22 protein-coding genes and 1 pseudogene are annotated in these 24,516 nt (G+C 45.6%); 12 read left to right on the forward strand and 11 right to left on the reverse strand.

Annotation, left to right across the window (positions count from 1 at the left end):
- Window positions 1-5: 5 nt before the first annotated feature.
- The 4 genes from AR337_RS19745 to AR337_RS19760 all read right to left on the reverse strand — a co-directional run bounded on the left by AR337_RS19745 (window position 6) and on the right by AR337_RS19760 (window position 2,976).
- The gene (locus AR337_RS19745) at window positions 6-656 is read right to left on the reverse strand and encodes an amino acid ABC transporter permease (protein ID WP_059173768.1); all 651 of its coding nucleotides are present in this window, start codon (window positions 654-656) and stop codon (window positions 6-8) included.
- Between the two features lie 12 nt (window positions 657-668).
- Window positions 669-1,322 (reverse strand): amino acid ABC transporter permease, encoded by a 654-nt coding sequence (locus tag AR337_RS19750; RefSeq protein ID WP_059173932.1) that lies wholly within the window; start codon window positions 1,320-1,322, stop codon window positions 669-671.
- A 92-nt stretch (window positions 1,323-1,414) separates the two neighbouring features.
- Window positions 1,415-2,227 (reverse strand): transporter substrate-binding domain-containing protein, encoded by an 813-nt coding sequence (locus AR337_RS19755; protein ID WP_059173769.1) that lies wholly within the window; start codon window positions 2,225-2,227, stop codon window positions 1,415-1,417.
- Window positions 2,228-2,247: 20 nt separating this feature from the next.
- Window positions 2,248-2,976 (reverse strand): amino acid ABC transporter ATP-binding protein, encoded by a 729-nt coding sequence (locus AR337_RS19760; RefSeq protein ID WP_059173770.1) that lies wholly within the window; start codon window positions 2,974-2,976, stop codon window positions 2,248-2,250.
- 324 nt (window positions 2,977-3,300) lie between these two features.
- Between AR337_RS19760 and AR337_RS19765 the strand changes: the two genes are divergently transcribed.
- Entirely contained in the window at window positions 3,301-3,672 is a 372-nt protein-coding gene (locus tag AR337_RS19765; RefSeq protein ID WP_253701999.1) for a hypothetical protein, read from the forward strand.
- A gap of 80 nt (window positions 3,673-3,752) precedes the next feature.
- On the opposite strand, the gene AR337_RS19770 is transcribed toward AR337_RS19765, so the two are convergent.
- Both AR337_RS19770 and AR337_RS19775 read right to left on the reverse strand, forming a co-directional pair.
- The gene (locus AR337_RS19770; RefSeq protein WP_059173771.1) at window positions 3,753-4,727 is read right to left on the reverse strand and encodes an aldo/keto reductase family oxidoreductase; all 975 of its coding nucleotides are present in this window, start codon (window positions 4,725-4,727) and stop codon (window positions 3,753-3,755) included.
- Window positions 4,728-4,820: 93 nt separating this feature from the next.
- On the reverse strand, window positions 4,821-5,657 hold the full coding sequence (locus tag AR337_RS19775; protein WP_172797576.1) for a GNAT family N-acetyltransferase: 837 nt from the start codon (window positions 5,655-5,657) through the stop codon (window positions 4,821-4,823).
- Window positions 5,658-5,855: 198 nt separating this feature from the next.
- Between AR337_RS19775 and AR337_RS19780 the strand changes: the two are divergent.
- From AR337_RS19780 to AR337_RS19790, 3 genes and pseudogenes are all read left to right on the forward strand, one after another.
- A pseudogene (locus tag AR337_RS19780) lies at window positions 5,856-6,730 on the forward strand (ABC transporter ATP-binding protein).
- 11 nt (window positions 6,731-6,741) lie between these two features.
- The gene (locus AR337_RS19785; protein ID WP_059173773.1) at window positions 6,742-7,698 is read left to right on the forward strand and encodes an ABC transporter permease; all 957 of its coding nucleotides are present in this window, start codon (window positions 6,742-6,744) and stop codon (window positions 7,696-7,698) included.
- 106 nt (window positions 7,699-7,804) lie between these two features.
- Window positions 7,805-9,655 (forward strand): GGDEF domain-containing protein, encoded by a 1,851-nt coding sequence (locus AR337_RS19790; protein WP_059173774.1) that lies wholly within the window; start codon window positions 7,805-7,807, stop codon window positions 9,653-9,655.
- A gap of 146 nt (window positions 9,656-9,801) precedes the next feature.
- Here the strand turns inward: AR337_RS19790 and eis are convergent, their stop codons facing one another.
- The 5 genes from eis to AR337_RS19815 all read right to left on the reverse strand — a co-directional run bounded on the left by eis (window position 9,802) and on the right by AR337_RS19815 (window position 17,451).
- The gene (gene eis, locus AR337_RS19795) at window positions 9,802-11,058 is read right to left on the reverse strand and encodes an enhanced intracellular survival protein Eis (RefSeq protein ID WP_059173775.1); all 1,257 of its coding nucleotides are present in this window, start codon (window positions 11,056-11,058) and stop codon (window positions 9,802-9,804) included.
- A 21-nt stretch (window positions 11,059-11,079) separates the two neighbouring features.
- On the reverse strand, window positions 11,080-11,961 hold the full coding sequence (locus AR337_RS19800; RefSeq protein WP_059173776.1) for a GNAT family N-acetyltransferase: 882 nt from the start codon (window positions 11,959-11,961) through the stop codon (window positions 11,080-11,082).
- A gap of 287 nt (window positions 11,962-12,248) precedes the next feature.
- Window positions 12,249-12,524, reverse strand: coding sequence for a hypothetical protein (locus tag AR337_RS19805; protein WP_059173777.1), 276 nt, complete (start codon window positions 12,522-12,524; stop codon window positions 12,249-12,251).
- A 76-nt stretch (window positions 12,525-12,600) separates the two neighbouring features.
- Window positions 12,601-15,561: a type III restriction-modification system endonuclease gene (locus tag AR337_RS19810; protein ID WP_059173778.1), complete on the reverse strand. Its 2,961-nt coding sequence runs from the start codon at window positions 15,559-15,561 to the stop codon at window positions 12,601-12,603.
- Between the two features lie 3 nt (window positions 15,562-15,564).
- Window positions 15,565-17,451, reverse strand: coding sequence for a site-specific DNA-methyltransferase (locus AR337_RS19815; RefSeq protein ID WP_059173779.1), 1,887 nt, complete (start codon window positions 17,449-17,451; stop codon window positions 15,565-15,567).
- A gap of 227 nt (window positions 17,452-17,678) precedes the next feature.
- On the opposite strand from AR337_RS19815, the gene AR337_RS19820 reads away from it, so the two are divergent.
- The 8 genes from AR337_RS19820 to AR337_RS19855 all read left to right on the forward strand — a co-directional run bounded on the left by AR337_RS19820 (window position 17,679) and on the right by AR337_RS19855 (window position 24,441).
- A complete protein-coding gene (locus AR337_RS19820) occupies window positions 17,679-18,251 on the forward strand; it encodes an FAD-dependent oxidoreductase (RefSeq protein WP_059173780.1) in 573 nt (190 codons plus the stop codon).
- 213 nt (window positions 18,252-18,464) lie between these two features.
- On the forward strand, window positions 18,465-18,995 hold the full coding sequence (locus AR337_RS19825; RefSeq protein WP_059173781.1) for an RNA polymerase sigma factor: 531 nt from the start codon (window positions 18,465-18,467) through the stop codon (window positions 18,993-18,995).
- Window positions 18,976-19,584 carry a hypothetical protein gene (locus tag AR337_RS19830; protein ID WP_059173782.1) on the forward strand — a complete coding sequence of 203 codons (609 nt, stop codon included), beginning with the start codon at window positions 18,976-18,978 and terminating at the stop codon, window positions 19,582-19,584. Before AR337_RS19825 ends, AR337_RS19830 begins: the two co-directional genes overlap by 20 nt.
- Before the next feature lie 132 nt (window positions 19,585-19,716).
- Window positions 19,717-20,907 carry an NAD(P)/FAD-dependent oxidoreductase gene (locus AR337_RS19835; protein ID WP_059173783.1) on the forward strand — a complete coding sequence of 397 codons (1,191 nt, stop codon included), beginning with the start codon at window positions 19,717-19,719 and terminating at the stop codon, window positions 20,905-20,907.
- 161 nt (window positions 20,908-21,068) lie between these two features.
- A complete protein-coding gene (locus AR337_RS19840; protein ID WP_059173784.1) occupies window positions 21,069-21,764 on the forward strand; it encodes a response regulator transcription factor in 696 nt (231 codons plus the stop codon).
- Entirely contained in the window at window positions 21,761-23,110 is a 1,350-nt protein-coding gene (locus tag AR337_RS19845) for a HAMP domain-containing sensor histidine kinase (protein ID WP_059173785.1), read from the forward strand. Before AR337_RS19840 ends, AR337_RS19845 begins: the two co-directional genes overlap by 4 nt.
- A gap of 86 nt (window positions 23,111-23,196) precedes the next feature.
- Entirely contained in the window at window positions 23,197-23,907 is a 711-nt protein-coding gene (locus tag AR337_RS19850) for a PepSY domain-containing protein (RefSeq protein ID WP_059173786.1), read from the forward strand.
- A 117-nt stretch (window positions 23,908-24,024) separates the two neighbouring features.
- Window positions 24,025-24,441, forward strand: a complete 417-nt coding sequence (locus tag AR337_RS19855) for a PepSY domain-containing protein (protein WP_059173787.1) — start codon at window positions 24,025-24,027, stop codon at window positions 24,439-24,441.
- The last annotated feature ends 75 nt before the right edge of the window (window positions 24,442-24,516 follow it).

Below are 24,516 nucleotides of genomic sequence, written 5' to 3' on the forward strand. Positions count from 1 at the left end.
TAGAGTCAGGCTTTTTTTAATTCTAGCTTACCCGCAAGTATTGATAGCAAATAATTCACCGTGAAATACATAAACGCAAGGATAACAAGCATCGGGATGACATATCCATCCTTCTGGCCATAAATGATTTGTGCATTATGGGTCAGTTCAGGAAGTGAAATGACCACTGCCAGTGAGGTGTCTTTTAAAAGAGAGATAAATTGGCTGACAATCGGCGGAACCATCCTCCTCAAGGCCTGAGGCATGACAATGTAGCGGATGGTCTGGACATATCCAAGACCTGAAGAACGCGCCGCCTCAATTTGCCCTCTTTCAATTGAATTCAAACCGCTGCGGATAATTTCCGACAGCATCGCAGATTCGAATATTGTCAACGCGGCAATCGCTGCTGTTGTCACCGGAAGTTTGAGGCCCACCTCCGGGAGAGCGAAATACGTAAAGAAAATGATAAGCAGCAGAGGCAAGTTACGGATTGTTTCCACTCCAACCGCCAGAACCTGCGAAACGACTGGGATTTTTGCATACCGCGCCGTCCCGATTGCCCCGCCAATAATAAAGCTTAAAACTATGGCAATCGAAGCGACCAAAAGGGTTACCCCGAATCCCTGTAAAAGAAACTTTAAATGGTCAAACGAATAAGCTCCAATGAAATCCATTTGGGCACCCCCTTAATTGCTCTTAGCCATTCTCCGCTCCAAATAGCCAACGCCAAGGCTGAGCGGAATTGTTAACACCAAGTAAAACACTGCTACAAAAATATAGGTATCAAAGGTGACAAAGGTCCTCGAAGAAATGATATCCGCTTTGTACATTAAATCCATTCCGGCTATGACACCAAGGATCGAGGAGTTTTTTACGAGATTGATAAATTGGTTGCCGAGCGGCGGGATGACGATTTTGATAGCCTGGGGCAGGATGATCAGGAGCATGGCTTGGTTATACGTTAAGCCTGAAGAACGGGCTGCTTCCATCTGCCCTTTCGGTACCGCCAGTATACCAGCCCGTATTGCCTCAGCGATGAAAGCTGCCGTGTAGACGGCCAATGCGATTGTTCCCGCAGTCATCCCATCGAAATCCACCCCGACGGAAGACATCCCAAAGAAGAAAAAGAATGCGATGACCAGGACAGGTATATTCCTAATAAATTCAACATACGCCGTACCAATCCAGTTTAATGGCTTAATAGGGGCAATTCTGAAGATTGCAATCAGGGTACCGAGCAAAAAGCTGGAAATAAGTGCAATGAAACTTGCAATAATTGTAACCTTAAAACCATCGAGATATAAATCAATGTTGTTTGTTAAAATCGAAAAATCCACCAGGCACACCTCTCTTGCATTTGCCATAAGGCAAAGTTTTTTCCTTACCAAGCAATTAGGATGAGCCAGGAAGGCCCATCCCGATTTTTCTTCTTTTAATGCTCTTTAATCCAGTTGCTTTTGATTTCATCATATTTCCCTGAATCCTTAACAGCATTAAGCGCTTCATTCAGCTTGTCGACAAGGTCCTTATTGCCTTTTTTCACAGCAATTCCGTATGGCTCATCCGTGAATGTACCACCTACAAGCTCAAAGGAAGGATCTTCGTCGGCCATTCCATAAAGGATGGAGTCATCGGTAGTCAGGGCGTCGCCTTTGCCGGACTTCAAGGCAGTAAATGCTTCCGCATAGTTTTCAAATTCAAGCACCTGGGTTTCCGGAGCTTTTTCACTAATATTAACCGCTGAAGTGGAGCCTTTAACGGCTATTACTTTGGTGCCCTTTTTCAAATCATCCAGGCCTTTGATATTGCTGCCTTTTTTGACAAGCAGGGATTGGCCAGCCAAAAAGTAAACATCGGTAAAATCAACTTCTTTTTTACGCTCCTCAGAAATAGTCATTGTTGCGATTACAGCATCGATATCACCATTGTTAAGCATTGGAATCCGTGTCTTTGAGGTAACTTCCTTGAATTCCACTTTGGTCTCATCGCCAAGGATTTCTTGCGCGAGCGCCTTAGCCAAATCAATGTCGAACCCTTCCACTTTTCCGGTGCTTGGGTTCTTCAGGCCAAAAAGCCTCGTATCGTGCTTAACTCCGAAAATGATTTTATCCCGTTTTTCTATCTGTGCCATGACACTTTTGTCCTTGCTGTTTTTGCCGCCTGTTTTTTCCTCATTTCCTCCGCAGGCCGCAAGCATCAACACTGCGATAATTGACATGATTGTTAGTTTAAACATCCTTTTCATCTTCATTTCCCTCCTGAATTTTAATGGTTTAATATACGGCTGAGGAATGACTTAGCCCTTTCTTCCCGGGGGTTCTCATAAAACTCAGCCGGTGTTGCCTCTTCAAGGATCCTGCCTTCATCCATAAAAACAATCCTGTCTGCCACTTCTCTCGCAAAGCCCATTTCATGGGTGACGACAACCATGGTCATCCCTTCTTTTGCGAGAGCTTTCATAACATCCAGCACCTCACCAATCATTTCAGGGTCAAGCGCGGACGTTGGTTCGTCAAACAGCATGATTTCCGGCTTCATCGCAAGGCCGCGGGCAATGGCGACCCGCTGCTGCTGGCCTCCAGACAACTGGGACGGATAGGAATTCGCCTTTTCCGGAATGCCTACTTTTTCAAGGTATTTGAGCGCGGTCTCCCTAGCCTCCTTTTCAGACTTTCCAAGAACTTTCATCGGGGCGAGTGTAATATTCTCAAGGACGGTCTTGTGCGGATATAAGTGAAAATGCTGAAAGACCATTCCTATTTCCCTGCGCAGTTTATTGATGTCGGTTTTCTTATTGGCAACGCTTACATTGTTGACGGTCAATCGACCTGTAGTTATTTCCTCGAGCCTGTTGATGCAGCGGAGCATTGTGCTTTTTCCCGATCCTGATGGCCCTATGACTACTACAACCTCTCCCTGATTAATCTTAAGATTGATATCTTTCAGGACGTGGAAATCACCGAAATACTTATTAACGTTTTCGAAAACAATCATGTTCCTTCCCCTCTCATCAAAACGTTATTCACTATGTAAATAGATTATTATAAATGTATGTGTATTCAAGATTATTATAAATTTTCTGAATTTATTTTTCTATTATAATATAACAATTACAAATTGGTCAATCTTGTGACAATACAGTTGAAATGAAGAATCCATATAGGTTTTATACATTTTTCATAAAGAAAAGATTTCCCCCGCTAAAAATTATATATATTTTTCGGCTTTATTCACGTAAGTGCGCCATTTCCCGGGATTTCATAATATATCAAGTTTAATCTTTTGTTCAAAAGGAAGAAGTACAGGGAGGGAAAAATAATGGGAGGAGAGATGGCAATGTATCTCGAAGACTTTGAGAATCAAAAAGTACAAATTAAATTCCGCAACTTTCCTGAGGAGATGGCAGGGGATGTGACAGGTATTTACGAACCCGGGGAGTGGTACTTGGCCAAACTGGTGAAAAGCGAAAACTTCGGGATATGGGTTGAAAACCCCTGCTACAAGCGAACAATGGTAAAGGACGACGAAGGAACGGCAATACCAAAGGAAGAACAAATTGAAGAAACCTGTGTAACCCACCTTCTCATCCGTTGGGAATACATTAGCTCAGTTATTACTTTTCCGGAAGAAACGCATGTCGGAGTCGACAAAAAAGCCCATCTCATCGGTTTTCAGCCAGACCTTGATTAAAGGAAACATTAATGGTGCCAGGCACCTGGATGGGACAAAAAACGTTCCAACCGGATGCCTGGCACCTAAAAATTTTATAATCAAGGAAGTGGGTTTCCTCTAGAAGCGATATATAGGCTGTACCATTCTTCCCTAGTCATGAGCTTTGCCTGGCGGTGTGAATCCTGGCAATTTAGGATACGCTGTGGGTTTGTTGTTCCAATGACGGGTTGTATGGATGCGGGGTGCCTCATAAGCCAGCCAAGGACGATGGCTTCCTGTGTAGTGCCTTTTTCCTCGGCCAGCCTGGCAACGAGTTCCGCAGTTTCTTTTTCGGAAGCGGTTGTGTAATTTTCTTTGCCTGAATAGACGCCTTTTGCGAGAGGAGCCCATGCCTGAAGTTGTATCATTTCCAACATACAATACTCAAGTAGTCCGTCTGCGAAGTTTGTTTCAACCCCTGCCGGCTGATTGACATGGACTCCTTGATTGAGCCAATCGAGTTTTTTGAGGCTCATTTCCATCTGGTTTACAACGAGCGGGCTGTCAACATAGGATTGAAGAAGTTTTATCTGGGCAGTATTCATGTTCGAAACGCCAAAATTCCTTACCTTTCCTGATTTCATCAAAGTGGTAAACGCTTCCGCTACTTCTTCAGGTTCCATTAGCGGGTCGGGACGGTGGAGTAGAAGAATATCCAAATAATCAGTACCAAGCCTTTCGAGAATCCCATCAACCGAATGAAGAATGTGGTTTTTGGAAAAATCGTATCGGCCGGGATTGCTTCCGTCTTTGGGACGGATTCCGCATTTACTCTGAATCATGATTTTTTCTCTTAGGCCGGGCTGCTTCCCAAGGCAAAGCCCAAAAACGGTTTCCGCCTTTCCCCTCTTGTAAATATCCGCATGATCAAACATAGTTATTCCCGATTCCAGAGCGGTTTCCAATCCCCGCTCAACTTCCATAATATCCCTTTCGTTTATTTGGCTATTGTTCCATTCACCGCCAAAACCCATACAGCCTAAAACAAGCCGGCTGCTGGTTATTCCCCTTTTTTCCAATGGCATTAGTCTCATATTGGTTCCCCCTCTTTTAAGTTTGTTAAATTGTATACCCTCCTAGTGAGTAAAACACCTTACCTCGCCAAGGGCCACCGAAAAGCCTTACTTTTAAGCTTGGGAAGTAATTGGATGCTTGAACTTTGGAGGCAGATTGACCCTTTCTGATTTCCTAACAAACATTGTTTCACTGCCGAGGAATGGAGTTTCTACCATAGGCAGCCCATAAGAATCAGGAGTGAAATGAAAAACAATCCTGACTGTCTCTTCCCCTGCTATCTTATCCAGAACTGATGGCAGATTGGCTTTGGTCCTGCTAATCAGGTCAAATAGCTGCAATTCTCCATCTGATTCTTGATAGATGGCGATGCACTCCTCATCCTCAAGATAATAAATGGAATCCGAAAATACATTCATACAATAGAACATAAGCAATTCTTCCGTACCTTCAGTAGCGAATAAGCTCGACACCTGGATTCTCTGTTTTGCAAAATTGAGGAGGAATTCCCTGTCTTTACGGTTCTCCATATTAAGTTGCAGGACATCGTTGTGGTTGTTTGCCTTTCCAGAGTAAGGGAGGGAATTAACATATTCGGCGACAGGGGCAAAACCAAATTTAGGGTAAAAATCAAGAACTTCTTGATTGGCGAATAAATACATTACGTCGTATTGTCCTTCGTATTCCTTCAACACCCGTTCCATTAGTTTCCGTGCAAGCCCCTTGCCCCGGTAATCAGGATGGACCATAACCGTCCCTATCTGTAGCCCGTCCTTTAACTCCCCATTCATCACCAATCCAATTTTACTTACGGACACATTGGCTATGATCGTTCCGCCATCACAAAAGGAAAACGGCCTATACTTTTCTGTCCAAAATCCCTTTTTGTACCAGCCCTCAAAATTGATTCCAAATACAGTTTCGGCAAGGGCGCACAAGCTTTTCCTCAAAACGGGGGCCTCCCGATAATCGCTTTTGTATATATAAGCCATCTATATCTCTCCCAGAAAAAATTGCATAACTTCTTCCATTTTACTCCTATACTGGATGTTATACCAACCTTAGATAGTGTACTATTAATTTAGAAAAAAGATTTTAATAGAGTAACACAACTGGAGGTCATTTCCTTGGAAACCGTACTGGAATTAATGAATGTTAAAAAGACTATTAGGAAGAAAACAATTATAAACAACCTTAGCTTTTCGGTACGCAAAGGAGAAGTATTCGGTTTCCTTGGTCCAAACGGCGCAGGTAAGACAACGACCATCCGGATGATTGTCGGGCTAATGGACATTACCGAAGGGGATATCGTTATTTGCGGGACAAGCATTAGAGAAAACTTCGAGGAGGCAATTGGCAATGTAGGGGCGATTGTCGAGAATCCAGAGATGTACAAGTTTCTCTCTGGCTACCAAAACCTCCTACAATATAGTAGGATGCACGGAGGAATCGCCAAAAGCAAACTTGCTGAAGTAGTCAACCTTGTCGGGCTAGCCGACCGGATCCATGACAAAGTAAAAACCTATTCACTTGGAATGAGGCAGCGCCTGGGACTTGCGCAATGCCTTCTTCATGACCCAAAGCTTCTCATCCTTGATGAACCTACAAACGGCCTTGACCCTGCCGGTATCCGGGAGATTAGGGACCACTTGAGGATGCTCACTCGAGAAAAGGATATGTCTGTCATTGTCTCCAGCCATCTCTTGTCGGAAATGGAACTAATGTGCGACAGGATTGCCATCATTCAGGACGGTGAACTTGTTGAAGTGCAGGATGTCAATGCGTTTGTACCGAAAGCGTGCCAAGGTATTCATTTGAAACAGGGCCGCTTGGCGCTTTCCAGAGCTGGCTCCAAACGGAATGGAATGCAGTTTTTACAACGGGCGGCTTTACAGTAGATGTTAAGCGGGACGATATCCCGTTTATTGTAAAAAAATTAATTGAGGCGGATGTTGCTGTATTCAGTGTTAAGGCAGAATTGAAAACATTGGAAGACCGCTTCTTGGAAATCACCGCGAATTAGGAGGAGGAAGGATGAAAAATCTTGTACTCAATGAATTAGTGAAGATCTTCAGCAGGGCCGGAACATATGTCATGATTGGCCTTATTGTTATTTTGGTGATGGGGATGGCGGGCCTTTCGAAATACGAGGAATACGACAACCCTCCCAAGGAAAATCCCCATTGGAAGGCAGAGCTTGAGAGGCAGCTTGTAAATGACCGTACCTCCCTTGAAAACTTCGGGAAAAACAACGGGAATCTCGGCATGTTTTACAAACGGGAAATAGCTATTAAAGAATACCGGATCAAGCATGATATGGCACCGCCGGTTGGCATGCATGTCTGGTCATTTGTGAATGATTCGAAAAACTTTATCAGCTTTGTAGGTTTATTTGCGATTGTCATTGCAGCCGGGATTGTCGCTTCCGAATTTTCGTGGGGAACGGTCAAGCTTCTTTTAATCAGGCCGATTGGGAGATGGAAAATTCTTTTGTCAAAGTATTTGGCTGTGCTCCTGTTTGGTACCGGGCTGTTAGCCGTATTATTTGTCTTTTCCCTTCTGGTTGGGCTTCTTCTCTTCGGTCTACCTGACAACCCCGCACCTTATCTGGTTTATGCGGATGGGATCGTCGGGGAACGGAACATCGCTTTGCAGCTTATCGCCGAATATTTGCTTAGCTCAATTGATATATTGATGGTGGCAACCATGGCATTCATGATTTCAGCTGTCTTCCGAAATAGCTCTCTCGCGATTGGAATCTCTCTGTTTCTGCTTTTGACAGGAGGGACCTTGACAATGCTTTTGGCGGGAAGGTTTCAATGGACAAAGTATTTTCTCTTTGCAAATACGGACCTGACTGTCTACATAAACGGGACGCCACCGGTTCCCGGAATGACCCTTGGTTTTTCAATCATCATGTTATTTCTATATTTTTCGTTCTTTCATCTTCTTGCTTTTTGGATATTCTCAAAGAGGGATGTGGCGGCATAATCTATGGGTTTTTCAATTCGGGATCCTTCCTCTTTTTTCAAGTTAATTGTAAAAATAGGCAACGCAACCAATCTTTATGCTGTATAATTAATATGGGTGATGCTTAGTGAATTATAGGGCACTTTTTTTCGCAATGTTAACAATTCCAGCAGTGTTATACATACATATTAAAAATTGGGATTTAATTTTGGTGGCTGTTTCTCTTGCCGCGATAGCCTATTTTCTAATCAGCCAGAATCAATTGAATAAGGCAAGGCAGGAAGCAAAACAGTTCAGGGAAGAGCTTTTTGAAAAAAACAAAAAGCTTGAAACAATATTCAGCCACTCCGCCTTGGGGATAATGGTTGCGAATAGGGACGGCCAACTGCTTGATGCCAATACAAAATTTCTTGAAATGCTTGGATATTCAATGGACGAGCTAAAGACACTCTCATTCATTGACCTTACATTTCCCGAGGACCGCGAGAAAGACAGGGAGCTGTATAAGCTTGCTGTTGAAAAAAAAGGATCATATTCCAAGGAAAAAAGATACCGGAGAAAAAATGGCGAAATGTTCATCGGAAAACTTTCGGCTTCCTTTGTGCTTGGAGAAGATGGCGAGCCAATGTATGCGATTGCCCATGTAGAGGATATTACAAAAGAAAAACTTCTTGAAAAAGATTTGAAGGAAAGCCAGAAACGGTACAGGGATTTAGTTGCCTACTCTCCTGAGCCAATCATTGTCCACCGGGACGGCCTGATTATTTTTGCGAATGAAAAAGCCTGCAAAATGGTTGGGATGACGATGAAGGAGCTGTACAATAAATCAATTTTTGATTTTATCAGCCCGGAATACCACCAACGGACAAAGGAAAGGCTGGATGAGCTGCAAAACGAAATGGGTGAAGAGGAAGCCCGCCCTTTTAAAATCATCATTCCCAGCGGCCAGAAATTAACGATTGAACTTACCCATAAAGCGATTGAATACGAAGGCCTGCCTTCCATCCAGGCGATATTCCGGGATGTCACAGAACGCAGGCGGCTTGAGAAAGACCTGAGAAAAGCGACTGAACGGTACAGATTTATTACTGAAAATTCTAAGGACGTCATCGCTTTTATCGATTCGGATGGGTGCTATGATTACATCTCCTCCGCTTGCAAGGATATCCTCGGCTATGAACAGGAGGAATTAATCGGCAAGAATGCTTTTAAGTTAATCCATGAAGATGATGTCCCCGAACTGGAACATGCCAGGCTTGAGAATCTATCAGGGGCGAAGGACCACTTTTCCCTCCTCTACCGCCATCAGTTGAAGGATGGCTCATATAGATGGATTGACACCGTTGCAAAGGTCTTAATGAATGAAAGAGGAGAAATTGACTCCATTCTTGCTATTTCGAGGGATGCGACCAAGCGGAAGGAAAAAGAAGAAAGCCTTGAAAATGCAAATGATTTCCTGAAGCTGCTTTCCTCCCTTGATGGCTTGACCGGCATTCCAAACAGGCGTTATTTAGAGGAAGTACTGGATAAAGAGTGGGAGCGGAATAAAACGAATGTAACGCCTCTCTCTGCAATCATGCTCGATATCGATTGTTTCAAGCTATTCAACGATACGTTTGGCCATCTCGCAGGGGATGATTGTTTAAAACAAGTAGCATCAATCATTCGAGACGCCGTCAAACGCCCAAGGGACATTGCTGCAAGGTATGGAGGTGAAGAATTCATCATCCTCCTTCCCGAAACAGATAAGGCAGGGGCAATGGTCATAGCAGAAACCATTCGAAAATCAGTGCGTGAAAAGGAAATTCCACATCCATCTTCGGAAATTAGCAATTACGTTACGATTAGTGCCGGCTACGCCACAATCGTACCGGATGGCCAATTTACCCCTAAAGATCTGATTCACGAAGCCGACATCGCCCTCTATCAAGCCAAAAGGAATGGCAAAAACAAAGTATGCTGCCAACTAGCCCGGTGAAGCAGGGGACGTATCCATTGCTTCATTCTGGTTAGATAAAAAGAAACGCCGTTAATTTGGCGTTTCTTTTTCTATCTCCGTTTTCATTTTCCGCCTGGCAGCCCCATTCATTTAGGCTGCTTGCACCTTAAATAACTTGTTCCCCATTAGAAAGGAGTCGTGCAGACAGGTTTCGTTTCCGCCTTAAAAGCCTTCTCTACAACACGCAAGTAATTTGAATTACTGATTTTCAGCTTTCCATACCTGTACAGTTTTCCTGCGTCGACGGAACCCATCATCAAAGACGAATAGTCTGATACATCCAGCTCGATTTCAAAATCAGGATGCTCGCCTACACCCTCTGAAAGCTTCCCATCCTCCAATTTCAGTTGAACTCTGGCAGGACAATCAGAGAAAAAGCTGTCATGGACAAGTATGGAAAAAGCCGCTGTCACGTTGTTGAATCTCCTGCCACCAATGTCTTCAATCATTTTATCAAGGTCGATGATCCTGTACATCAGCCCGACTCCTGAAGTGTTTGTTTCGTGAAAGACACTCGGAATCAGGTGGTCACTGCCATTCCTTGCGTCTCCTAGCAAGTACTCCAGGCCATCATCCTGTGTATTGAGGATAACACGCTCAATTTGGTCAGACTGTGTATGGAGGAATTTCACAAGGCTCGCGAGCGCATCTGGCGTTTCATTGATGAACTCTCTGATAACAAGATTGTTTCGGAGGAAATTTTGTTTATTGGACTGGTCAAACCCATAAATCATATAGCCTTGCAGTTCCTCGCCATTGAAAGCGCCAACGATGCGGTTTTCGGGGTTTTTAAAAATAGCGTCTGTGTCAAACCCAGTTTTAAGAATCATGCCGTGTGTTTTTTTCGCGTAACGGTTATAGCATTCCCTGATTTTTTCCTTATCGGCCACCCCAAGCATCGCAAGCTCTTCCTTGCTTCCGCCAGGCGGAAAGCTTTCAGGCTTTATCCTGTATTGGTTCATCTTCGTCCCATAACCGAAGCCCATTTTTTTGTAAAAATCAGGCCTGAACGGATAGAGCATTGCAATTGATGCTCCTTTTTCCTTAAAATGCCGAATAAAATATTCAATGAGCTCCTTGGCTACCTTCTCCTTTTTATGTAAAAGGTCGACGGCGACAAGGCCGACCCCTCCGGCAGGGACCATTTTTCCGAAAAGGTTCATTTCAAATGAATGGAGCCTCATCCCGCCAATCAGCTTCCCGGACCTGAACAGGCCGTAAAACTCGATCGTACCTGATTCTTCATGAACGCGGCGGAGATTACTGGCAAGCTTTTCTTTAAATTCAGGGGTATTTTCCTTATTTGCTGGAAAGGCCTGTATGGCAATGCCGGCAAAGTCCAGGAAATCATCCCCCTCCAATTTCCTGATTATAGATTCCATTTTGGCACTCCCCATGTTGTTCTATTCCATTTCCTTGTTCATCATGACCTGATTAACAAATGGCGTGAATCCTATTTCCTTAAGGGCTCCATGGGCAAGGCTGCTTTTTTCTTTCGGCAGGTTTAGGACAACCCTTCTGATGTCATCGTCAAACGACCCAAAAAGGTAGTTTAAAAGTACCTGCATTATTTCCTTTGCATCCTCCCGGCTTTCATCCGCTTCACATTGATAAATTGTAGTTGCTGTGTGTACACCAGCTTCATTAAAACCTTTTTTGAAGTAGGCATAGCCGGCATCTTTTCCATTTTCATCAGACAGGATGGCTGCTTCGGCCACCTTGGCGCTTTGCCAGTGGGTCTGCCATGGATTGCCACCCTTGTAAAATGGAAGGTTGCCAACCTGGACCGGATGGGCATCCCTTATGGAAAAACGTTCTCCTGCCTTGAGTGGATTATCTTCAAGTTTTCCTTTTAACTCGAGGTATTCAAGGCGATCAACAATTTTATAACCAAGGCTTTCATACAATGCAATTGCTTTGTCGTTTCCTTCTATTGCCTCTAGCATTGCCAGCTGGACGCCTTCCTGCTTGTAAACATTGAGCGATTCTTCCATAAGCGCGCGCCCGACGCCCTGCTTCCGGTATTTCACCGCAACCGCTGTGCCACCGTTCCACGCTGTTTTTACCCCTTTGATGGTGCGGATTCCATTCACGATCAATCCTGCAGGCTCTCCGTCCACAAATGCGACAACGCTCATAGATGGCGAGAGATCCTCTAATGGAAATCTTTGCAGGAAGGCCTCATGGGTCATCGTCAAATCCACGAAGTACTCCTCAAACCCAGTATTCCAAGCGGTTAACACTTCGTTGAATGTACAATCTGTAAGCCGTTTTATCTCTATCATTCTCTCTCCCCCAATTAGCTTAATTTACCATTCCCGTTTAGTTTAACCATTTGGGGGTTTGGCCGTCAAAAATGAACTGCCGCCTGGGAATTGGCGGGGCGGCAGTCATGTTTATTTATTTATTTGGATTTCTTTTTTAAACTATGCCTATGAAGGCATTTTGAGCGGGGAAGATTAATGAAATGTGTCTTTATAAACACGGTTAAGGGAATGCCGGTTTCAGTTTAGCCATCTGGTCATTTCGCGACTCTAAACCCGCGAAATGATAGTCCTGTGTCCCGATACTCTCAAAAAATCTGCAATCCGATTTTTACCGTAAACGGCCTTGCCACATTTTCGCGCGTCCTTTCAAGATTTCTTGGCCCATTGGCAAGTGCGTCTTCCAATGAAACTGCACCTTCAGTGATTCCGAAAATGGCATCGATATTTTCGTAGAGTGGTTCAATTCCATCGCCAAGGATTGCATACTCCGCTTCCGCCTCTATACCAAGCGGGTCGCTTACCGTTTTTGTAAAAATCCGCCCTCCAGTAGCATCTGCAAGCGACCGCATTGTCCTTTCCATCCATCGGCCATCGAGTCCACGAACTTGCGAAAACCTCCTCTCAGAAAAAAAACAACCCGGGCATCGCCGGGCTGCTTCATCCATTCACTTTCAGCATAAATTCATTTACATCGCTTTCCGGTCCAGCAAAGGCGATTCCGGCATCAATTGCCTCAAAATGCTTTTTCGCAAATTTGATTTTCGCCAGTTCTTCGGGACGGAGGCCTGATTCAATGCTTGTGCCTTTCGTCTCGATGACAAAGTACAGCTTTTCCTCACCGCCTTTTGTGATGACCGCAGCCCAGTCCGGGTTGTAATTGCCAACTGGCGTTTCAATTTTGAACCAGCCAGGCAGCTTTACGTATACTTTGACATCGGGATCGTTTTCAAACCGTTCGGCAAACTTCGCCTCGATGGTATAAGAATCGTACAGCACAAAGTCGAACGGGGACTTTCTGCTTGGCAATGCGTTGTCATTCAAATAGGCAAGCAGCTCTTCATTTTTGAAAAGTTCGACCGCATAGCAGGAACTGTCCCCAATCTTGTGGTAACGGACCCCATCCGCGAGCAGGAGCTTCATTTCCCGCTGGATGATTTTTGATGCTTCTTCAATGAACTTTTGCGGATTGTTTTTAAAATCGTCAAGCCTTCCGCAAGCGGCCAAAATTCGCACTACCGTTTTCCTTGTCAAGTTTGTCCTGTTCTGCAGCTCGGTGATGATATCTGGAAGCACACGGCCCGGAGCAATGTAGTCCTCGACACGTTCGCTTGTCATCGAGCCTTCCACGCCTGATAAACGGTCAATCCCTGAAATCCGGTCCTTCCTTGAGATGATCCGCACCCTGTCAATTTTGGGCATCGTGGAAATTCCGGCCACCGCTTTTTCAATCAGCTCGCCGCTGTCAAATTCAACCGAGTAAACAGTCTTGTACTTGATTTTATCCCACAGCTCAAGGAACTCGGCAGAATCGAGGACAGCCTTGTTCAGCTTTACTTTTCGTTTCTTCGAGGCATCTTTGATCGGCAGACGGTTCACAATATGGTTCAATTCCCTCATGATGGCTGATGTCCATGGACTAAATTCATCTGGGAGCACGAGCCCGCCCTTTTCAAGTGCTTCCTTCATTGAGCCTGTTGCCTTGTCTTTTCCGTCTACATACCTGGAGGCCTTCAGCCAAGCGAACAACTCCGCCGATTTATCATATCCAAGCGGTTTTAATTCATCGCTTTCCGGATTAAAATAACCAAGTTTCGCGAACGTATGCTTTTCAATTTTCCCAAAAACAATCCCGGTCTGCTCTTCCATTTCCTTCTGCAGGTTTGCGACAAACTCTTCATATGATTCATTCGCCATAACGGTAAGCGTATTAATATTGTAATCATCGACGCGCTCTCCGTCCTGGTTCACGGCGAGCCTCAAGCCGCGGCCGATTTCCTGGCGCCTGCTTATATACGTGCCCGCTGAATCCTTAAGCGTACAAATCTGGAATACATTCGGGTTGTCCCAGCCTTCCCGGAGTGCCGAATGCGAAAAAATGAACCTAAGCGGCTCATCAAGGCTTAGAAGCCGTTCCTTCTCCTTCATGATCAGTGAGTAGACATCCGTATCAGCGGCTGTGTTTCCTTTCGTATCCTTCAACACGCCTTTTTTATCCTGGGCAAAATAACCGTTGTGAATCCTGTCTACCTGTCCGGCTTCCTCAATGATGTCTTCAAAAAGTCCCCGGTATTTCGGCTTTTGGATCAGCTTCCGGTATTCTTCTTCAAAAATCTCCGCGTATATACCGGGAACCGGTCGCCCGTTCCCATCGTAATCACGGTAGTTTGCGACCTTGTCTATGAAAAACAAACTCAGCACTTTGATTCCTTTAGGCTTCAGCAGCAATTCCTTGTCGAGGTGCTCTTCGATTGTTTTACGAATTTGATACTGTTTCAAATTATCTTCTCCGAACGAACCGATCGCTTGCCCAATCGCAAGCCTGTTTCCGTTTACCTCGATTGATTCACTGCCTTCGGTCCAGTCGATTTGCTCAACGAACACGTTGCGGTACAGCTCCCTCCCGCCTGAAACGTCGAACAGCTCATCGCCGTTTTTCACCATTTTAGCCGTCCGCTTTACCTTTCCTTGTTTTTCCACGTCAAGTTCAAGCTTCGCCTTGCCCGGCTTCACTTCAATCAGCTTCATGTATGGCTGATTATGGTCTTGTTCGGAACGGACCGACATGACTTCGATTTTCTTGACGAGTTTTTCATTATACGCATCGACCGCATCGAGCCTGTACACCATATTGTATGTTTCCACATGCGTCGCCGAATAGCGAAGGGTGCAAAGCGGCTGCAGCGAGGAGATGGCTTCCTTCGATTTTGGCGTCCTATCAACGCTTTGCGGCTCATCGATGATGGCGATCGGGTTCGTCTGCTGGATGAACTCAATCGGACGGTAGCCATTCATCCGGTCATTCGGGCGGTGGATCAGGTTCGATTTATCCTCTTTGTCCGGGTCATCAAAGCTTTTCCGGAAAGCATCGATATTGATGATCATCACCTGGATAGCAGTTGCGGTCGCAAAATTTCGGACCTTGTCGAGCTTGTCGGAATCATAAACGAAATACTCAAGCGGAGTCCGGTCATAAAGCTCGGCAAAATGCTGTTTCGTTACCTCGAGTGATTTATGGACGCCTTCGCGGATGGCGACAGACGGAACGACTATGACAAACTTGGAAAACCCGTATTTCCGGTTCAATTCATAGATCGTCCTCAAATACACGTACGTTTTTCCGGTCCCTGTCTCCATCTCGATGGTAAAATTCATGCCACCAAGCGTTTCGCTCCTTGCAAGGCCGTTTTCGACCTGGATTTCCTGGACATTTTTCAAAATTCGATCCTGGGTCAATTCAAGCCTGTTCCCCACTCCCAGATCGGTCTGAAGCATCCCCGCATCTTCCCCATAGGAAACCGTGAAGTTCGACTGCTTCATCGGCTGGCCTTTAAATATGCCAATAATGGAATCAATCGCCCGGCGCTGGTAGGGAAGGTCGGAAATAAATTTCAATTTCATTCCCTACACGCTCCTGACATCGAGAATACCGTTTTTCTTTAGCGTCTGGATGGCATTGGTCTTGACCGTATCGTCCGGGAAACCAGATTCCTTGAAAATCACCTTTGTATCGGCAAGGTCAGATTTATGCTTCGCCAGCTCATTAACGAGGTCCATGGTGATTTCATCTTCTAAGCAAAGCAGGACAGCCCCATCAGCAACCTTATAAATTGACCTTCCGGCAAACTGGATTTCCTCGACCATTTCTGTCAGCGAGGTTCCAACCTTCAGGAGCATCTCGGCGAGAAGGTCCTCCTTCGTCCGGCCTTCTTTGATGCTGTTTTCAAGGTCGAACAGGCTTTTTTCGAGATTGTCCGTATCCGGATCCCATGCCTTGATGTTCGAGCTATCGAGCTTATACACTTTGAATCCGGTATCCGCCTCCCGTCCACCTGCGGTATTTATTTTTTCCCCAGCACGGCGGATGCGCACTTTCGCTATTTCACAAATCGTTTTGAAGCCTTCCCTCGCCGCTTCTGAATCAGGGCTTGTCCGTTCCGGAAGCTGGACCATGATGAACTTCCGCCTGCTGCCGAATTCCCTGTTTACATCCATGACCGCATGGGCGGTGGTTGCCGAACCCGAGAAGAAATCTAGGATCAAATCGTCCTCTCTAGAACCAATCAGAATGAAATCCTTAATGAGCTCGAGCGGTTTCGGGTTGTCGAACACTTTCCCGTTAAATAGGCTTTTCAGCAAGTTCGTCCCGTTCCCCGAGCTGTATTCAGGCTTGTAGAACAGCGACTTCGGTTTTTTGCCGCGAATGCCCTTGTCTTCTTCGAGGCGCTGCTTTTTGTAAAAAGAAATGCCGTTCGCCGTTTTTTTTACAATGATCTCATCATACGTTTCTGCGAGCGTTGCCTTCGAGCGCCGCCATGACATCTCCTTGCCGTCCGCTGTTTTCGGAAACACCTCGTAGTCGTCGGCATTCATCCTCTCGATTGAAATCCGCGAAAGGTCCTTCGTGACATAAATCGGGTAATAGCCTTTCGGGCGTTTTTCGCGCGCGCCCGCCTCACCTGTCCGCATCAATGTCGCGCCTTGCTTGTAATTGCCCTTCTCGTCCTTCAGGCTGTAATCGCCGATATCTTCCTCCGTCAGTGGCAGCTCGCCAATCGAATCCTCATTGGAGATGTTTTTGCAATAAACAAGTGTATATTCATGCGTTCCCGAGAAGCCGTATTGGTCATTATTTCCTTTCATGTTCATGATGGTCGGCAGCTGGGCGACGAAATTGATTTCTCCAAAAATCTCGTTGCAAATGGCGCGAAGGTTGGTCACTTCATGATCATCAATGGAAATGAAAATTACCCCGTCGTCTGAGAGCAAGTTTCTGGCAAGCTTCAGCCGCGGATACATCATGTTCAGCCAATCGGTATGGAAGCGCCCGCTCGTTTCGGCATTCGCCTTCGTTGCCTGCCCCGTCATTTCCTTGTAGTTTTTCAGATTGTCAAAAAAATTGTCCTTGTATACAAAATCTCTTCCCGTATTGTACGGAGGGTCGATATAAATCATCTTCACCCTGCTGAAATATGCTTTTTGCAAAAGCTTCAGGACCTCCAGGTTATCGCCTTCAATGTAGAGATTTTCAGTGGAATCCCAGTTGTTGCTTGAGTCTATATCAGGACGAAGCGTCCCCGTGGAAGGGGTTTGGGCAATTTTCAATGCCTGCGCTTTTCCATTCCAGCTGAACTCGTAGCGTTCCCTGCCCGTTTCAACCGCCTCGCCTAGCAATGCCCGCAATTTTTCAAAATCAATTTCCCCTTCCGTGGCCGCTTCGGGAAAAAGCCGCTTAAGTTCGCTGATGTTTTGCTTCGTTATATTAAAAGAAGTACTTTCAATTTTTTGCATCTAAAACTCCCCTTACAAGATGGAAATCATCATAGGATTGAACAGGACTCTGTTCCTGGTCCGCAATCATTTCCTTTTTAGTATAACAAACTCGCTTGAAGGGATAAACGCCTCAGGGATGGGACATGTAACTGCACAAGTTTTCGTTTAAGTCTACTTGGTTGACTTTGGGAAAAGCGTTGTTTTAAGATATCTTTAGTTCAAGGTATACTTAAGGAGGCTATAACATGTTTGATATCGCAATTATTGGAGCAGGCCCAGCTGGAGCAAGTGCAGCACTTTTCGCCGCAAAAGCCGGCAAGAAGACTGTCGTCATTGACAGTGATAAAGGGATGACAAAGCGTGCCTGGGTTGAAAACCATTATGGGGTTCAGGAAATTTCCGGTCCAGACCTGATTGAAACAGGAAAATCCCAGGCGAAAAAATTTGGTGCGGAAGTGCTAGAGGATGCCGCCACCCTTGTTGAAAAGACTGAAAGCGGTTTTAAAATTGAAACCGATAACAAAGGTACTGTCGAAGCAAAGCACGTTATTTTTGCCACGGGCATTTCCGTTGACCTTGCCGAAAAGCTAGGGGTAAAAACGAGACCTGGTACGGAACCAAGGATCAAAACCGTCCTTGATACTGATGCTGATGGAAAGACGAATGTAGAAGGCGCTTGGGCTGCGGGAACATGCGCGGGCGTCAGCGTCCACACAATCATCACCGCCGGGGATGGCGCCAAGGTTGCCATCAATATCATAAGCGAGCTTAATGGCGAACGCTATGTCGACCACGATGTTTTGAAGGCGAAGGAATAACAAATTATATTTTTGATGAAAACGGCCTGGCTTGAGCTTGGCCGTTTTTTCTTCTCCGGCTTTGCATGCAATTAGTTATTCAGCCGCCTTCAATCAAATCCCACATATACGTTTAAATTTTCGGCACGGAATTAGTACATATTTTTTTAAAAGGCTGAAATTATTGCCCCGCTTCTCCGTCTAATTGGTAAATCAAAGCAAAGGAGGACGGACATGCAAAATGATGACCTTTTCCAGCACTGGTTCAACGAGTACCACGAAGATGTCTATAACTACCTTGTTTACTATTTGGGAACAAAGGACGTGGAGGATTTCGTCCAGGAAGCATTCATAAAAGCCTATCGAAATATGAACAGGTTTGAAGGGCGCTCGAATCCGAAAACCTGGCTGATTACAATCGCCAGGAATGTGGCAATCGACCATTTTCGGAAAAACCGGCTTAAACGGTTCCTCCCTTTTAGCCGGTTGAACAAGGCTGCCGCCCCGGAAAAGAACCCTCTGGAACATATCCTTGAGGACGAAACGAAGCGGGAGCTTTATGGAATGATTAAGCAAATGAAGCCTACGTACCGGGATGTTCTAATCCTGCGCGGCATTATGCAGCTGACGCCGGAAGAAACAGCTGCAATCCTTGGCTGGGAAAAAGCTAAGGTCAACCTTTCCTTCCACCGAGCGATCGAGGGGTTGAGGAAACAGTCGAAAAATGAAAAAGGAGGTGCCCAAAATGCAGCCATTAACGAATGAAGAAATCCAAAAAGAACTCAACGCTTTCCCACGCCTTGGCCTTAACCATGCCGCAAAAGAACGGATTGGCGCATCTCTGAACCGAGTTGATTCCACCTTCCTGAAACGGAAGAAATTTTTCCCTGCGGTCCTAAGCTTCGCGGTGCTTGCCTTCCTCTTTATCGGGCTTTCCGCCTTCGTAGTCAGCAGCATTTCCGGCAACGGCCTTTTTTTCGGCTTAGGATCGGCCCCTGAAGAAAAGTTTTCGATCGACCCGATGGATAAATTTACGATCGAGAGGATTTCCGATGACGAAGTGGAGTTTTTTGTGGATGGAACAAAAGCCGGCGGCATTGAAATCATGACGGAAGAGGAAATGCACAAGAATATTGCCAAACAGAATCTTCTCGAAAACACCGTCCTTCCGGGCTATCAGTATCCCGTCAGGTGGACATTAGACCATCAGAAAACGATGGAAGCAAGCCAAATCCGCCACTACTTCTTCCTCTCCGAAAAATCGAAGCTTCGCTATCATGTTTATTTCTACTCGCAACTGATAAATGATCGAGACGCCGAAAAAATTGCCAGGACGTTTATTATTAATGAATAACCCTTCTATGCCGGTCACAGCCGGCCTTTTTTAATGTTTTTTTATAAAAAAATAAATATGCTCAACACTTCACAATATAGATTGTGAATATTTGAGCAAGAGAGTATACTATAATCAAAGGGAGTGATTCGGATGGTAAAAAAGGAAAAGATTGTGATATTAGGCGGAGGGTACGCGGGTTTGCTGACCGCTGTCACTCTTCAGAAGAAAGTCCATGGTAAGCGCGCGGAAATCACCCTCGTCAACAAAAACGACTACCACTATTTAACAACAAAGGTCCATGAATCTGGTGCCGGAACAATTCCGGCACAATCAATCATTTTCCCGATTAAGGAACTGATTGATCCAGAGCGGGTAAACTTTATCAAAGATGAAGTAACCGGAATCGACCTGGCCACGAAAACCGTCTTACTAAAAAACATTGAACTTCAATATGATTTCCTCGTCATTACAATTGGCGGCGTTCCACAAACATTTGGGCTTCCCGGAGTGAAGGAGCACGCCTTCTTCCTCTTTGACTGGGAAGGAACGAACAGGCTCCGCGGGCACATCGAGGAACAATTTAAAAAATACCTTGAAGACCACGATGAAAAGAGGCTCAGGTTTGTGATTGGCGGCGCTGGGTTTTCAGGCATGGAATTCATCTATGAGCTTACCGAAAAACTGCCTGAACTTGCCCATGAATTTGGCATTGCGGAGGAGCTCGTAAAAGTCATTTGTGTGGAAGCCAATGACGATTTGCTTAGGGGCTACGACGCTTCCATGGTGAAGGACGCGAAAAAAGCTTCGGAAAAAATACCAGCCTACTTCAGGACTGGGACAGCAATTACCTCCTGCACCGAATCGGAAGTCCGCTTTACGGATGGTTCAGCGATTGAATCGAATACATTTATCTGGGCCGGAGGAGTCAAGGGCAACCCATTGCTTCAAAACCTCGGCTTCAAAATGTACCGGGACGGGCGCGTCCTTGTGAACGAATACTGCGAGGTCCCAGGCTACCGGGATGTTTATGTACTTGGGGACGCTTCCGCCAGCTTCTCTCCCGAGGGAACCCCATACCCGCCAACTGCGCAAATCGCCCTGCAGCAGGGCCAGTACTGCGGCTGCAGCCTTGCCGCGAAAATTTACGGCGTTACATTGAAGCCCTTCAAGTATATCCATCGCGGCACCGTTATGAGTATGGGCCATAAAAATGCGACTGGGGTCGTTTATGGAAAAGCAATTCATGGCAGGTTCGCCTCTTTTATGAAATGGGTCATAGAGAAAAGGTATTTCCTCATGCTCGGCGGTCCGCGCCTGCTGTTAAAAGAAATCAAGAAATAATTAAAACTATTCACGGTGCCGTCCGCTTATGCGGGCGGTTTTTGTTATGTAAAAGTGAGGCACAGTATACGTCCCCTGCTTCACTGCTTCACTGGGGTGGAAAAGTTGGGGGTTTTCATCTATTTTTATAGAAAGGGAACTTTTTGTCAGGGGGCAGCTGAATGAATAGGGAATCGATTTTGATTGTTGAGGATGAAGAGAAGATTGCACGTGTTTTGGAGCTTGAGCTTGTATTTGAGGGATATTTGGTTGCGAAGGCGGCTGATGGAATTGAAGGCCTGGAGGCGTACCGCACCGGGAAATGGGATTTGATATTGCTTGATGTGATGCTGCCGGGAATGAGCGGAATCGACCTCCTCCGCCGAATAAGGGCAAACGATCCCTTTACAAAGGTGATTATGCTGACAGCAAAGGGTACAATCGAGGATAAAGTGACCGGACTGGACCTTGGGGCAAACGATTATATAACGAAGCCCTTCCAGATTGAGGAGCTTCTGGCAAGAATCCGTGCCGCTCTTCGCATTAAAAATGTGCAGGATCCGTTGGAAGAAGGTAGCCTTCTTTTTTATGGCGGTCTGACACTGAACCAAAAAACACGTGAAATCTATCGCAGCGGTACTTCTATTGATTTGACCCCCAGGGAATTTGATTTACTTGTCTATCTCCTCACAAATCGGAGACAGGTCCTTACAAGGGACCAAATTCTTGAAAAGGTGTGGGGCTACGATTTTGCAGGTGATACAAATGTCGTTGATGTGTATATCCGGTATGTGAGGAAAAAAATTGACCTGCCCGGCCTCCCTCCCCTTATTCATACAGTGCGCGGCGTAGGGTATGTCTTGCGGGAGGGCCAATGAAGCTCCGATTAAAAATAAACCTGTACACTGCCGCCCTGTTCGCTCTAGTTCTGATCATTATGAACGTGCTAATATATTTTACTTTCAGCAAGCTGACTTATGGAAGCAACATGGAATCTGCCGAGGCCGAAATGAAAAAAGCCTCCGCCGTTGTAACCCAGTCGCTCGGGAACATTCCCGAGGCGGATTTGCTTCGCGCCTATGTGCCTGTTGACGGGATGATTCAGCTGGTCAGCATCGATGGGAAAGAATTGGCGACAGCCACTTCCCAATCAGAGAAAAAGCTGGTCAAACGAACGCCCCACTACATCACCAGTGAAACGAGCAAAAGAATCAACTACCTCGGCCGGGACTACTCGTTCCAGTCGATGCCAATCATTCTACCTAGCGGAAAAGTCGCCAATCTTCAGGTAACCACAAGCCTTGAGCCCGCTGCAAAAATCGTCAAAACACTCGGACTTGTCCTGCTGCTTGCTACATTTGCCGCCTTGATTCCTGTACTGGCTTCAAGTGCCTTTCTAGGAAAAATTATTATCGGGCCAGTCACATCGATGATTGCGACGATGTCCCACATTCGGCGAAGCGGCCAGTTCAAACGAATCCCCCTTGAAGGTAAATCGAAGGATGAGCTTTATCAAATGGGCGATACGTTCAACCATATGATTGAGCTGCTAGAAACGAATTTTGACAAGCAGAAACAGTTCATTTCAAATGCTTCCCACGAGCTGAAAACGCCGCTTACGATAATTGATAGTTATTCCTCTCTCCTGAAACGGCGGGGCCTCCAGGATCCGCAGCTTTTTGAGGAGTCAGTTGAAGCAATCCACTCTGAAGCCATCCGGATGAAGGAGATGACCGAGCAGCTTTTGCTACTGGCAAAGCATAATGAACAGTGGAATCTCCATATTGAATCCGTTGATTTACGCTCGCTTCTCTTTGCGTCGGCAAAAGCGTTTGAAAACGCCTTTAACCGGGATGTAATCCTGGAACACTCTGGAGATCCCCTTTTTGTCAATACGGACGAACAAAAGTTGAAGCAGCTTCTGTTTATTTTCCTCGACAATGCGAGGAAATACAGTGATGCACCGATAACAATTTCTTTTGGCAGCCAGAATAAAGAGGTATTTATTTTTATTAAGGACAGCGGCATAGGCATAGAGAAAGAAGACCTCCCAAGGGTGTTCGAGCGATTCTACCGTGTCGATAAAGCACGGACGAGAAAATTGGGCGGTTCTGGGCTCGGCCTTTCCCTTGCAAAGGAAATAGCCGATGCCCTTGGAATCCAAGTTGAGATTTCCAGTGAGCCAGGAGTTGGAACCACGGCCAGCCTTTTTTTTAAAAAATAAATGTTTTCTCAGCAAATTTTAATGTTACGGCTGGATAATAGAATAAGACAACGGTACGGGAAAACTGGCCGAAAAGGCGGTGAAGTATGACGAATAAGAAAAGGAGTTATTTCGCTTTGTTTGGCACGCTTGTCGTGCTGTCAGCATTGATTGGCTGGCTGCTATTCAAGCCTGACAGCTCTGCCGCCGAGGCGCTGACAAAGGAAGGCGCAAAAAAGCTAATTGAAGACCGTTACGGCGGGAATGTGTCATTTTTACAGGCGGAAAAACAGGTTTATTATGCTCAGTTGGATATCCAAAATCACTCCTACGAGGTAAAGGTCGATGCCAAAACAGGCAGAATCCTCGCTATTCAGTGGATTGAAACCCATGAAGGCGGCCCTTCCGCTGCCCTTACAGAGGAGGAAATTAGAGAAATTATCCTTTCGAACACTCCCGGGGAACTGATTTCTTTTGACAAAATAGCCAGTGATGGGAAAACAAATTATAAAGGCACTGTGAAAGATAAGAACGGAAACACAACGACTGTCACGGTCGATGGCGAAAATGGAAGGGTCTTATCCGCAAACACTAGCCCCGCAAACCCGCCGAGAAGGCTGTCCGAGAAGGAAGCGATTGCGATTGCCCAGAAGGAAGTGAAGGGTAATCTCGATGACGTCGACTTAGAGACAGAGAATGGCCAGACCTTCTATCTCGTTGAGATTAAGACAGCTGATGACCGGGAAGCCACCGTCCAAATTCATGCGATTACTGGAGCGGTCATGTCCGTGACCTGGGATGACAACGGGAACAACTAGGATGGCGAGAATGAAAAGTAAAAGCGTGTTTTCTCATTAAATTCTAATCTTCTTTTCCCTTTCCTCTCATTTTCTAAGGCTATAGTAAGTGTAAGAATAAGAATGGGAGTGAAAAAAATGAAAAAGAAATTTTTGGCGGCAGGCGTGATAATAGGGCTGGTTGCAGGAGGTACTTTTGCGGTTGGAGCCGCGGGAAAAGATGATTCTGTCCGTAAGGTTGAAGTAGAATATGAAAGGGAAACAGAGCATGGGGTGTCCTTAATTAAAAAGGAAACGGATAATATTGAAAACGCCATGGAAAACGCTGCTGTCATCTCTTTTGAGGAAGCAGCCAAAACCGCAAAAGAAGCGGTCAAAGGGATAATTAAGGAAGCGGAAGTTGAACTGGAACACGGCCGTGTCGAATATGAATTCGAGCTTGAAGACGGGAAAACTGAAACCGAAGTGAAGATTGATGGCACTACTGGAAAAATTCTTGAAATCGATATTGACGATGACGATGGTCATGACGATGACGGCGAACTAGATGATTAATATGCAGCTTTTGTTATAAAAAAGTGAAAGGCAGAATCCAGCATCGGCTGATTCTGCCTTTTCAATTTATACGGA

The organism is Bacillus sp. FJAT-27445 (genome assembly GCF_001510665.1).
Taxonomy (GTDB): Bacteria; Bacillota; Bacilli; order Bacillales; family Cytobacillaceae; genus Bacillus_D.